We start from the raw sequence: 11,348 nt of genomic DNA, 5'->3' as shown, positions 1-11,348 counted from the left end.
GCACCTCCAGGGGTCGTGCGACTCCCCCCTGACCCGCACGGGGCGCGCGGGCGTGGGGGGGGCCCCCCCCCACCCCCCGCCGCCCCCCGCGGACCCCCCCCCCCGGGGGGGCGTTCTGGGCTCCCCCCCCCCCCCCATGTCGTGTTCGGCGGGAGCGGGGACAGCAACGGCCCCGGGGGGGGGGCCACGGGGGGGGGGTGGGGGCGCCCGCGCGCGCGCCGGCGGGCGCGGCGGCCCCCCGGCCCGGCCGCCCGGCCCCCCCCGCCTCGGGGCGCCCGCCCCCCCGGGGGGGGGGCCGTACCCCGGCCCCCCACCGGCAGACGGTCCCGGCACGGGACGCCGTCCGCGCCACGCCCCTGGCTCGGACGGCACACCTCCACCGTGCCGGGACCGTTCGCGTTCCCGGGTCAGCGCATCTTGCGCCGGTAGATCGCGACGGCCCACGCGTACGCGACGGCGAGGATCCCGACGAGCCACGCGAGCGCGACCCAGATGTCGGAGCCGACGGGCTGCCCGCCGAACAGCGCGCGCAGCGTGTTGACGATCGCGGTGACGGGCTGGTTCTCCGCGAACCATGCGACCGGCGCCGGCATGGTGTCCGTGGGGACGAACGCGGAGCTGATGAACGGCAGGAAGATCAGCGGATAGCTGAACGCCGACGCGCCGTCGACCGTCTTGGCGGACAGGCCTGCGACCACCGCGAGCCACGTCAGCGCGAGCGTGAACAGGACGAGGATGCCCAGCACGGCGAGCCACGCGCCCATCGACGCCCCGGTGCGGAACCCCATGAGGAGCGCGACGCCGACGACGATCGTCACCGAGACGAGGTTCGCGACGAGCGACGTCAGCACGTGCGCCCACAGGACGCTGGACCGCGCGACGGGCATCGACTGGAAGCGCTCGAAGATGCCGCCCTGGAGGTCGAGGAACAGCCGGTACGACGTGTACGCGACGCCCGAGGCCACGGTGATGAGCAGGATGCCGGGCAGCATGTAGTCGATGTACGACCCGGCGGCGCCGGTGTCGATCGCGCCGCCGAGGACGTAGACGAACAGCAGCATGAGCGCGATCGGGGTGACGGCGGTCGTGATGATCGTGTCCGGGCTGCGCAGGATGTGGCGCAGCGAGCGGCCGGTCAGGACACGGGTGTCGGCCAGGACGTGCGTGGTCATCGGAGCTCCTCTCCGGCGGGCTGGGTGCCCTCGGCGGTCGTCGGGGTCGTGGGGTCCTCGCCGGTCTCGCCAACGAGGGTGAGGAACACGTCCTCCAGGGACGGCTGCTTCTCGACGTACTCGACCTGCGCGGGCGGCAGGAGAGCCTTGAGCTCGGCCAGGGTGCCGTTCTGGATGATGGTGCCGCGGTGCAGGATCGCGATCCGGTCCGCGAGCTGCTCGGCCTCGTCGAGGTACTGCGTGGTGAGCAGGACGGTCGTGCCCCCCTGGGCGAGCTGGCGCACCGTGGCCCAGACCTCGATGCGCGCCTGCGGGTCCAGGCCGGTCGTGGGCTCGTCGAGGAAGATGACCGGCGGGTCGCCGATCAGGCTCATCGCGATGTCGAGGCGGCGACGCATGCCCCCCGAGTACGTCCCCGCGCGGCGCGAGCCCGCGTCGGTCAGGGAGAAGCGGGCGAGCAGGTCGTCCGCGACCTGGCCGGGGTTCTTCAGGTGCCGCAGGCGCGCCACGAGCACGAGGTTCTCCCGGCCCGTGAGGACCTCGTCGACCGCGGCGAACTGCCCGGTCAGCGAGATCGACTCCCGGACCTGCCCGGGCTGGTCGACGACGTCGTGGCCGTGGACGCTCGCGGTCCCGGTGTCCGGCGCGAGCAGCGTCGACAGGATCCGCACGAGCGTGGTCTTGCCCGCTCCGTTGGACCCCAGCAGCGCGAAGATGCTCCCGGGGGTCACGTCCAGGTCGACCCCGCGCAGCACGCGCAGGTCGCCGAACGACTTCTCGATGCCTCGCACCCGCACGGCGGGAGCGAGGGACTGGTCGACAGACATGTCCAGGTCTCCGTCTCTCTCAGGGGGGTCAGGGCCGGCGGACGACGACGTCGCCGAAGCCGGTGCTGGCGTGGATCTCCGCGGTGGCCTCGTTCTCGACGGGGCCTTCCGTGGGCGTGAGGTGGTTGCGCACGCTGCCGTGCTCGGAGCTCGCGTCGAGGAACGCGGCCGTGCCCTCCGGCACGCCCACGTCGATCGAGCCGAACGACGTGCTGAGGGTGACGCTGCCGGACTCCAGGCGGTCGACCCGGATGCCGCCGTGCGCGGACTTGGCGGTGAGGGTGCCGACCACCCGGGTCACGGCGATCTCGCCGTGCGCGCCCTGCACGGCGAGCGTGCCCGTGACGGCGCCGACCGTCGTCGTGCCGTTGCTGGCCTTGATCGTGCCGTCGCCCGCGATCTCGCCGATCCGCACGGAGCCCGCGCTGACCTTGACGTCCGCGGTGCCCGCGACCCGGCCGACGACGACCGAGCCGGCCGACGCCTTGAGGTCCAGCCGCTCGACGTCCTCGAGGCGGACGTCCGCGACCGAGAGGGTCATGTCGACGGCGCCGAGCGATCCCTCGGTGTAGAGGGTGCCCGCCTTGCCGCGCAGGTCCGAGCCGGCAGGGAGCTCGACGGTGATGTCGGCGGTCCCGGCCGCGAACGGCAGGACGAACTGCTTCCACGACCCGGGGTACAGGATCGTCACGGCGTCACCGTCGCGGTCGACCCGGACGTCCTGGGCAGCGCGGACGCTGCCGGACTTCGAGGGGTCCGTCGGCAGGACCGTCACGACGACGTCGTCACGGTCGCCGGCGACGACGTGCAGGTTGGCGAAGGGCACGTCCACGACGACCGGGACGGGCTGGGAGGCGGGGAAAGTGGGCATGACGGAGCTCCAACGGTGGTGTCGGTGTGGTGTCAGCGGGTGGTGGGAGGGCGGAGCGAGCGGACCGGGAGAGGTCAGCGCACCCAGCCGGTGACGCGGGCGGAGCCGCGCGGCTGCGGACGGGCCTGGGCGGCCGGGCGTCCGGTGGACTGCTCGAGCGCGGCGGCGACCGCGCGCACGAGCCAGGTGTTGACGGAGACGCCGTCGCGGGCGGCGGCGGTCTCGGCCTGCGTCTTGAGGTGGTCGGGCAGACGCAGGGTGGTGCGGGTCGTGGCGCCGGACTCGACGTCTGCCGACCCGGCGGCGAGCGGCGCAGCGGGCGTCGCCGCGGACGCCGGAGCGACGCCGTATGCCGGCTCACCGGGAGCCGCGGGCGGGGCCGCCGTGACCGGGGCGGCGACGACGAACTCCGGGGCGCCGCCCCGCAGTCGCACGTCGACCGACCCGGGCGCGAGCTCCGCGGAGATCTCTCCGGCCGCGTCCGAGAGCGCGTCGAGCAGGACGAGCCGCACGGCAGCGTCGAGCGGCGCGGTCAGCCGCTCGGCGAGGCGACGGCCGTCGTCCCCGGCGGCGTCCGCGGCGGCGGCGAGGCGGTTCTGGAGGTCGTCGACATACGGGGTGAGGTCCATGACGCCATCATGGCACCACTCGTGGTGTCATCGCAACCCCTGGCGACAACATTCTTGACACCACCTGACACCAGGCCGTGTTCGGCGGCCTCGGAGGGCGCGCTCAGGCGGTCAGGTCGGCGACGACGTCGTACCCGAGCTTGAGGATGAGCGCCCCGACCACGACGACGAAGACGACCCGGACGAACGCGCTCCCCTTGGCGACCGCCATCCGCGCACCGACGTAGGCGCCGAGCAGGTTCGCCGCACCCATGAGCAGGCCGAGGCCCCAGAGCACCGCGCCGTACGGGACGAAGAAGATCAGCGCCCCCGCGTTGGTCGCGAAGTTCGCGATCTTCGCGAGCGCCGACGCGGGCAGGAACGCGTACCCGAGGATGCTCACGAGGGCGATGACGAAGAACGTGCCCGTGCCCGGGCCGAGCAGGCCGTCGTACGTGCCGATGACGAGGCCGATCCCCGCCGCGGCCCAGCGGTGCCCGTTGCCCTCCCAGCGCAGGTTCGTCGTGTGCCCCAGCTTCGGCTTCGCGATCGTGTAGGCCGCGACCCCGACGAGCACCACGAGGATGATCGGCTTGAACAGCTCGGCCGGGATGCGCGACGCGAGGGCCGCGCCCCCGATCGCGCCGACCAGCGCGGCGAGCGCCATCGGCCCCGCCGTCCGCAGGTCGGGGCCGACCCGTCGGTAGTACGTCGCGGCGCTCACCGAGGTGCCCATGATGCTCGCGAGCTTGTTCGTCGCGAGCGCCTGGACCGGGCTGATGCCGGGCACGAGGAGCAGCGCGGGGAGCTGGACGAGGCCACCGCCGCCGACGACGGCGTCGATCCACCCCGCCGTCAGCGCGGCGAGGACGAGCAGGAGGACGGTCAGGCCGTCGATCTCGAGCCCGCCGGAGACCGGGAGGGAGAAGGCGGGCAGCACCCCCTAGTGGTACCACGCCGCCCACTTCCCCGGGAGCCTGGGCCTGCCTACGCTGCTGTGATGACCGAGACGACCGAGAACCCCGAGGTCGAGCCGACAGGTTCCGTCGTGCGCGAGGCCGACGGCCGGTGGATCGTGCTCCGCCGGACCTTCGCCGCACCCGTGGCGGACGTCTGGGCGAGCCTCACCGAGCCGGCGGGCCTCGAGCCGTGGATCGGCACGTGGGACGGGGACCCGACCACGGGGAGCGTCCGCTTCGTCATGACCGCCGAGGGCGCGACGGACGGCGACGAGTGCCGCGTCCTGCGCTGCGACCCACCGCACCGGCTCGTGGTCGAGACCGCCGTCGGCGAGACGTCGTGGCACCTGGAGGTCGACCTGGCCGACGACGACGGCACCACCGCCCTCGTGTTCCGCCAGGCGCTGGGCCCGGACGAGGACGCCGGTTCGATCGGACCGGGCTGGGAGTACTACCTCGACCGCCTGGCCGCCGCACGCGCCGGGCGCGACCCCGCGACGGTGGTGTGGGACAGCTACTACCCAGCCCTCGCGGCGCACTACGGTTCGCCCGACGCACCGGCCTGACCGCGGCGCGCGGCCCCGCGGGGCGTGCCTCAGGACTGGAGGGCGTCGTACTCCGCCTCGGCCGCGACGTCGTCCTCGACGTCGAGGCGCAGGTGCGCGAGCGCGATCTGGAGCACGCGCAGCGCGCTCGCGGCGCGCTCCCCCCAGAGCGAGACGTAGGAGAACTGCCACCACCACAGGCCCTCGAGCTCGCGGCCGCCGTCGTAGTGCTGGAGGCCCTTCGCGAGGCACTCGGCGACGCACGCGAGGTCGCCGGAGAGCGACGCGGCCCCGACCTCGGCGCCCACGAGCGGGTCCGTGATCTCGGCGTAGTCGTCGAACCCGTCGAAGAGCTGCGCGAGCGCGGTCCGCAGCGGGTCCACGTCGGTGTCGCGGCCGGCGTCGGGCTCGAAGCGCTCGACCGGGACGACGTCGCCCATCGCTCCGAGCCGCGCGCCCGCGGCGAGCGCGTCGGACAGCGCGAGCAGCAGCAGGGGCAGCACGGCCCCGGGCGCGGCCCCCGACGCGACCTGGGTCGCCGTCGTGAGGAACGCGCGTGCCTGCGCGGCCATGCCCTCGGCGATCTCCCGCAGGTCGGGGTCGTTCTCGATCTCCCCCATGCTCGTCACCTCTCGTCAGCCGCCGACGAGACGTCGGCCCTCGAACGCCCGGCCGAGCGTCACCTCGTCCGCGTACTCCAAGTCTCCCCCGACCGGCAGCCCGGACGCGAGGCGGGTCACGCGCAGGCCCATCGGGCCCAGCATGCGCGCGAGGTACGTGGCCGTGGCCTCGCCCTCGACGTTGGGGTCGGTCGCGAGGATCACCTCGGTGACCTGCCCGTCGGCGAGCCGGGCCATGAGCTCGGCGATCCGCAGGTCGCCCGGACCGACGTTCTCGATCGGGTTGATGGCGCCGCCGAGCACGTGGTACCGCCCCCGGAACTCGCGCGTGCGCTCGATCGCGACGACGTCCTTGGGCTCCTCGACGACGCAGATCACCTCGGGCGACCGGCGCGGGTCCGCGCAGATGCGGCACTGCTCGGACTCCGCGACGTTGCCGCACGTCTCGCAGAAGCGCACGCGGGCCTTCACCTCGGTGAGCGCGTCGGCGAGCCGACGCACGTCCGCGGCGTCCGCGGCGAGCAGGTGGAACGCGATGCGCTGCGCACTCTTGGGCCCGACGCCGGGGAGTCGGCCGAGCTCGTCGATCAGGTCCTGGACAGCGCCTTCGTACACGCCCCCAGCCTACGGGGCGCGGCCCACACGCCGGGCCCGGCCCGCCGTCGGCAGCCCTTGTCACGCGCCGCTCGCGACGATCAGACCTGGTCCTGGATCTCCTCGATGATCTTGCCGTCGAGGAGGCTCACGACGAGCGCCGTCCCGACGAGGCCCGTCGAGACGATGTCGGGGTCGTCCGCGGACGGGAGGTCGTCCATCGGGTCGACCGTCGACGCGTCCCGTCGGGCGGCGGGCGCCTCGGCAGCTCGGGAGACGCGGGCCGTCGTGGCCGCCGCGATCGCCGCGCGCGCCGCGGAGACCCCGCGCAACGGGGCTCCCGGCGCGTCCACCGGAGCGACGGGAGCCGCCGCACGGGCCGGGGGATCCTGGCGCAGCGGGGTCGCGGGCGCGGCGGGGGCGGGGCGCGCGGACGTGGCCGGTGCCGGTGAGACGGGTGCCTGCGCTGCGGACGTCGTGCGCGCGGGCGCGCTCTCGAGGACGGGCTCCGGCTCGGGGCCGTCGTCGAGGTCGGCCGGCGGCTCGGCGGGCGCCCCCGCGAGCCACGCCTCGTCCGCCGCGTCGATGCGAGGCGTGCGCGCGGGCGCGGGTGCAGGCGTGGTCGCGGGTGCCGAGGCTCCGGCGAGCCAGGCCTCGTCCGCGTCGTCGACGACCGGCACGCCGTCGTCGCCCGCGGTGGCCACGGTCGCGACGGGTCGCTCCTGCACCGCGACGGCGCCGCGCGGTGCGGTCGCCCCCGCCGCGAGCGCGGTCGGAGCCGTGCCCGCGCCCGACGCCACGACACGACCCGGTGCGCTGACCGATGCGAGGGGAACGTCCTGGCCGCTCTCCCCCGGGCCCGGCTCGGGACGCGATCCGCCCGGGTCGGGTGCGACGGGAGCAGGGGCGGAGGACCCCGGTGCCGGGTCGGCGGGCCCCTGGGCCGGGCCCCGACCGCCACCGCCCGCACCGCCCTCGTCGAGGCGCGGCTCGACCCGCACCTGGAGCCCGAGCGTCTGGTAGACGACGTCCTGGACGGCGCTGGTGTGTCGCGAGGACGAGAAGGTCCGCGCCAGTCCGGGCGACGGGAACGCGAGGTAGAGGACGTCGGGGCCGAGCTCCGCCACCTGCGCGTTCGCGCTGACGAGGGACCACGTCACGGGGTTGGCACGCAGGTTCTCGAGGACCTCCGGCCAGCGCCGCCGCAGCTCCTCGGTCGTGAGGGCCGGGCTCGCGTCGCCAGACGGAGGGCTCGCCACCGGCTCCGCGCGAGGTGCCTCGGCACGCGCGGGAGGTGCCGCGGCCTCGGACGTCGGCGACACCGCGCCGTCCTGCGGGGTCGGGTCGGCCTGCGTGGCAGGATCGGTCGGCTCGGCCTGCTCGACCGTGGCGGTCACGGGAGAGGGCGGCACGGGCGCGGCAGGCGCCGCGGAGTCATCGCGTGTGGGCCCGGTGACGCTCGACGGGACGACGTCCTCGCCCGGAGCGGACGAGGTCCCCTCGTCACGTGCCGACGGGACGCCGGACGCCGGCGCCGCGGCCCGCTCGTCCTCGGCGGCCCCTGTCGGAGCAGCCACGGCGGGGCTGGGCTCGGCCGCCTCGGCAGAAGGCCGCGCGTCCGTCGGTGCGGCGGCGACACTCGGAGGCTGCGCGGCGGGGTCGGACGGGGTGGACCGGTTGGGGCGCAGCGCGGCGCGCACAGCGGCAGCACCGGTGAGCCCGGACGCCGGTGCGGTCGTGGCCGGGGCCCGCACCGCGCCGTCGGGCACGGGGGCAGCCGGGGCGGGCGCCGTCCCCGACGCTGGTGCGACGGCGGCCGGTGCGACGGCGACCGCGCCCAGCCCGCCGCGCTCGAGCCGGTCGAGGCGCGCCGCGAACCCGGCCGCTCCGTCGTCGGCGCCGGGCAGGAGCAGGCGTGCCATGAGGAGCTCGAGGTGCAGCCGCGGCGAGGTGGCGCCCGTCATCTCCGTCAGGGCCGCGTTGACGAGGTCGGCCGCGCGCGAGAGCTCGGCGACGCCGAGGTTCTGCGCCTGGGCGCGCATGCGCGCGAGCTGGTCGGCGGGCTGGTCGCGCAGCACGGCCTGCGCCTCGTCGCCGGAGACCGCGATGACGATGAGGTCGCGCAGTCGTTCGAGCACGTCCTCGACGAAGCGCCGGGGCTCGTGCCCCGTCGCGATGACGTGGTCCACGACCCGGAAGATGCTCGCGCCGTCGCGCGCGGCGAGGGCGTCCACGACGTCGTCGAGCAGGGTCGCGTGCGTGAAGCCGAGCAGCGCGACCGAGCGCTCGTAGCCGACCGCGCCGCCCTCTGCGCCCGCGATGAGCTGGTCCATGACCGAGAGCGAGTCGCGGACCGAACCGCCGCCCGCGCGAGTGACGAGCGGCAGCACGCCCGACCCCACCGAGACCTCCTCGGCGGCGCACAGCTGCTCGAGGTACGGGCCGAGCACGTCCGGGGGGACGAGGCGGAACGGGTAGTGGTGCGTGCGCGAGCGGATGGTGCCGATGACCTTGTCCGGCTCCGTCGTCGCGAAGACGAACTTCACGTGCTCCGGCGGCTCCTCGACGATCTTGAGCAGCGCGTTGAACCCCGCGGGCGAGACCATGTGGGCCTCGTCGATGATGAAGATCTTGTAGCGGTCACGCGTGGGGGCGAACGTGGCGCGCTCGCGCAGGTCGCGCGCGTCGTCGACGCCGCCGTGCGACGCCGCGTCGATTTCGACGACGTCGAGGCTGCCCGGGCCGCCGCGTGCGAGGTCGACGCACGACGGGCACTCGCCGCAGGGCGTGTCGATCGGCGTCTCGGGGGTGTTGCGCTCGCAGTTGAGCGTGCGCGCCAGGATGCGCGCGCTCGTCGTCTTGCCGCACCCGCGCGGGCCGGAGAAAAGGTAGGCGTGGTTCACCCGACCGCTGCGCAGCGCCTGCATGAGCGGCGCGGTCACGTGGTCCTGACCGATCACCTCGGCGAAGGTCTCGGGCCGGTAGCGGCGGTACAGGGCGGTGCTCACCCCCGTCACTCTAGACGTCGTGACCCACACGCACGAGGTCGGTCCTCAGCGGTGCAGCGCCTTGCGGGCGAGCCAGTTGCCGAGGAGCTGCGCGACCTGCACGATCCCGATGATGACGAGCACCGTCACGACCACGACGCCCCAGTTGTAGCGCTGGTAGCCGTACACGATCGCGAAGTTTCCGAGACCGCCGCCGCCGATGATCCCGGCGATCGCCGACATGTCGAGGACCGCGATGAAGAGGAAGGTGTAGCCGAGGATGAGCGGCGCGAGCGCCTCGGGGACGAGGACGGTCGTGATGATGCGCCACGACGACGCGCCCATGGCCCGCGCCGCCTCGATGACGCCCGGGTCGATGCCCACGAGGTTCTGCTCGACGATGCGGCTCGTGCCGAACGCCGTCATGACGGACAGCGGGAAGATGAACGCCTCGGTGCCCAGCGTCGTCCCGACCACCTGGAGCGTCACCGGGCCGAGCAGCGTGACGAAGATGATGAACGGGATGGGCCGCACGATGTTGACGAGCACGTTGAGCACGCCGAACACCCAGCGGTTCTGGAGCAGGTTGCCGCGCCGCGTCACGTAGAGCGCGATGCCGAGCGCGAGGCCCGCGACACCGCCCGTGAGCAGGGCGACGGACACCATCTGGAGCGTCTGGCCGAACGACTCGACGAGGATCGGCCACAGCTGGGACCAGTCGCGGTTCATCAGCGGCCTCCGAGGTTGCCGTGGCGGAAGAGGGTCTCGCGCGCGGTCCCGTACGGGTCGTCCGGGTCGCCGCCGACGTCGTCGGGCGCGTCGCCGCCGCCCGGGTCGGCGTCGAGGCGCGCGACGCGCGGGTCGTCGAGCGGCCGGGCCGCGGTACCCAGGTCCACGACGTCGGCGCGCTCGGCGAGCGCGAGGAGGAACGGCGCGATGCGGTCCTCGGGCGCGTCGAGCTCGACGGTGAGCGACCCGAACGGCCGCTCCCCCACCTCGGAGATGCCGCCGTAGACGACGGACCCGTCGACGTCGTGCTCGCGCAGCAGGCGGAACAGGTCCGTCCCGGTGCTCGCGCCCTCGCGCACGCCGACCGTCACGAGGCGGCCCGGGTGGCGCTCGCGCAGGCGGGCCAGGGTCTCGCGCGACGGCCGGTCGTGCAGCGCGGTGCCGACGAACCGCTGCGCGGCGTCGGCGCTGGGCGCGGAGAAGACGTCGTACACGTCGCCCGTCTCGACGACCTTGCCGTGCTCCATCACCGCCACGCGATGGCAGGTCGAGCGCACGACCTCCATCTCGTGCGTGATGACGACGATCGTGATGCCGAGCTCCGCGTTGACGCGCCGCAGGAGCGCGAGCACCTCGCGCGTCGTCTCGGGGTCGAGCGCGGAGGTCGCCTCGTCGGCCAGCAGGATCGTCGGCTGCGCCGCGAGCGCGCGGGCGATGCCGACGCGCTGCTTCTGCCCGCCCGAGAGCTGGCGCGGGTACGCCTTCGCCTTGTCCGCGAGGCCGACGAACGCGAGGAGCTCCGCGACGCGCGCGGCCCGCTTCTCGCGCGGCCAGCCCGCCACCTTGAGGGGGTACGCGACGTTGCCCGCGACCGTCCGCGACGACAGCAGGTTGAACTGCTGGAAGACCATGCCGATGCGCGAGCGCACCTCGCGCACGCGGCGTTCGGGCAGCCCGGTGATCACCTGGCCGTCGACGACGACCTCGCCGCTCGTCACGGTCTCGAGCGCGTTGACGAGCCGCACGAGCGTCGACTTGCCGGCGCCGGAGTGGCCGATGACGCCGAAGATCTCGCCGCGACGGATGCTCAGCGAGACGTCGTCGACGGCGTGCACGGCACCGTCGCCCTCGCCGAACGTCTTGCTCACGTGGCGCAGCTCGATCGCGGGCTGCTCGGCACCGCCCTCGTCGCGGGGGACGTCGGTCACGTCGGGTTCCTCTCGTCGGAGGCCGGGCCTCCGGGCCGGGGCCGCCTGGGTCGCCTGGGACCACCAGGTGCGTCCTCAGGGCCGCCTGTCAGGGTGTGCCGCTCGCCTGCCATCGTCCTCCCCCGGGGACGACGGCGCGGCGGGGCGGGCGGGGCGCGGGCGGGCCGCGCCCCCGGGGGCGGGCTCTGTGGTGCGCGCGGCGGGGGGCGAGCCGGGCGTGGTTTGCCC

11 protein-coding genes are annotated in these 11,348 nt (G+C 74.7%); 1 reads left to right on the top strand and 10 read right to left on the bottom strand.

The annotated features are described in order from the left end of the window. Positions 1–407: 407 nt before the first annotated feature. The 5 genes from ACFWH7_RS18530 to ACFWH7_RS18510 form a co-directional block, all read right to left on the bottom strand. On the bottom strand, positions 408–1,172 hold the full coding sequence (locus ACFWH7_RS18530; RefSeq protein ID WP_378218718.1) for an ABC transporter permease: 765 nt from the start codon (positions 1,170–1,172) through the stop codon (positions 408–410). Beyond that, positions 1,169–1,999: an ABC transporter ATP-binding protein gene (locus ACFWH7_RS18525; RefSeq protein WP_378218717.1), complete on the bottom strand. Its 831-nt coding sequence runs from the start codon at positions 1,997–1,999 to the stop codon at positions 1,169–1,171. Before ACFWH7_RS18525 ends, ACFWH7_RS18530 begins: the two co-directional genes overlap by 4 nt. Positions 2,000–2,027: 28 nt before the next feature. Then, entirely contained in the window at positions 2,028–2,870 is an 843-nt protein-coding gene (locus ACFWH7_RS18520; protein WP_378218716.1) for a DUF4097 family beta strand repeat-containing protein, read from the bottom strand. Between the two features lie 74 nt (positions 2,871–2,944). Continuing rightward, positions 2,945–3,499 (bottom strand): histidine kinase, encoded by a 555-nt coding sequence (locus ACFWH7_RS18515; protein ID WP_378218714.1) that lies wholly within the window; start codon positions 3,497–3,499, stop codon positions 2,945–2,947. A gap of 103 nt (positions 3,500–3,602) precedes the next feature. After that, positions 3,603–4,418, bottom strand: a complete 816-nt coding sequence (locus ACFWH7_RS18510; protein WP_231581763.1) for a TSUP family transporter — start codon at positions 4,416–4,418, stop codon at positions 3,603–3,605. A gap of 60 nt (positions 4,419–4,478) precedes the next feature. On the opposite strand from ACFWH7_RS18510, the gene ACFWH7_RS18505 reads away from it, so the two are divergent. Beyond that, the gene (locus tag ACFWH7_RS18505) at positions 4,479–5,003 is read left to right on the top strand and encodes an SRPBCC family protein (protein WP_378218712.1); all 525 of its coding nucleotides are present in this window, start codon (positions 4,479–4,481) and stop codon (positions 5,001–5,003) included. Positions 5,004–5,032: 29 nt separating this feature from the next. On the opposite strand, the gene ACFWH7_RS18500 is transcribed toward ACFWH7_RS18505, so the two are convergent. The 5 genes from ACFWH7_RS18500 to ACFWH7_RS18480 form a co-directional block, all read right to left on the bottom strand. After that, on the bottom strand, positions 5,033–5,602 hold the full coding sequence (locus ACFWH7_RS18500) for a DUF5063 domain-containing protein (RefSeq protein WP_378218710.1): 570 nt from the start codon (positions 5,600–5,602) through the stop codon (positions 5,033–5,035). 15 nt (positions 5,603–5,617) lie between these two features. Continuing rightward, entirely contained in the window at positions 5,618–6,217 is a 600-nt protein-coding gene (gene recR / locus ACFWH7_RS18495; RefSeq protein ID WP_024841680.1) for a recombination mediator RecR, read from the bottom strand. An 80-nt stretch (positions 6,218–6,297) separates the two neighbouring features. Continuing rightward, positions 6,298–9,204 (bottom strand): DNA polymerase III subunit gamma and tau, encoded by a 2,907-nt coding sequence (locus ACFWH7_RS18490; protein WP_378218707.1) that lies wholly within the window; start codon positions 9,202–9,204, stop codon positions 6,298–6,300. 45 nt (positions 9,205–9,249) lie between these two features. Next, on the bottom strand, positions 9,250–9,912 hold the full coding sequence (locus ACFWH7_RS18485; protein ID WP_378218705.1) for a methionine ABC transporter permease: 663 nt from the start codon (positions 9,910–9,912) through the stop codon (positions 9,250–9,252). Next, the gene (locus tag ACFWH7_RS18480) at positions 9,912–11,120 is read right to left on the bottom strand and encodes a methionine ABC transporter ATP-binding protein (RefSeq protein ID WP_378218703.1); all 1,209 of its coding nucleotides are present in this window, start codon (positions 11,118–11,120) and stop codon (positions 9,912–9,914) included. Before ACFWH7_RS18480 ends, ACFWH7_RS18485 begins: the two co-directional genes overlap by 1 nt. Positions 11,121–11,348 lie beyond the last annotated feature (228 nt).

It is taken from the genome of Cellulosimicrobium cellulans, assembly GCF_042723955.1.
GTDB lineage: Bacteria > Actinomycetota > Actinomycetes > Actinomycetales > Cellulomonadaceae > Cellulosimicrobium > Cellulosimicrobium cellulans_H.
The sequence above is the reverse complement of the archived record's forward strand: the minus strand, read 5'-3'. Positions and strand labels throughout refer to the sequence as shown.

Excerpts from the sequence above, each read along its gene's own strand:
- ACFWH7_RS18485 (WP_378218705.1), bottom strand. The coding sequence starts at position 9,912 with ATGAACCGCGACTGGTCCCAGCTGTGGCCGATCCTCGTCGAGTCGTTC.
- ACFWH7_RS18505 (WP_378218712.1), top strand. The coding sequence starts at position 4,479 with ATGACCGAGACGACCGAGAACCCCGAGGTCGAGCCGACAGGTTCCGTC.
- ACFWH7_RS18520 (WP_378218716.1), bottom strand. The coding sequence starts at position 2,870 with ATGCCCACTTTCCCCGCCTCCCAGCCCGTCCCGGTCGTCGTGGACGTG.
- ACFWH7_RS18500 (WP_378218710.1), bottom strand. The coding sequence starts at position 5,602 with ATGGGGGAGATCGAGAACGACCCCGACCTGCGGGAGATCGCCGAGGGC.
- ACFWH7_RS18515 (WP_378218714.1), bottom strand. The coding sequence starts at position 3,499 with ATGGACCTCACCCCGTATGTCGACGACCTCCAGAACCGCCTCGCCGCC.
- ACFWH7_RS18525 (WP_378218717.1), bottom strand. The coding sequence starts at position 1,999 with ATGTCTGTCGACCAGTCCCTCGCTCCCGCCGTGCGGGTGCGAGGCATC.
- ACFWH7_RS18530 (WP_378218718.1), bottom strand. The coding sequence starts at position 1,172 with ATGACCACGCACGTCCTGGCCGACACCCGTGTCCTGACCGGCCGCTCG.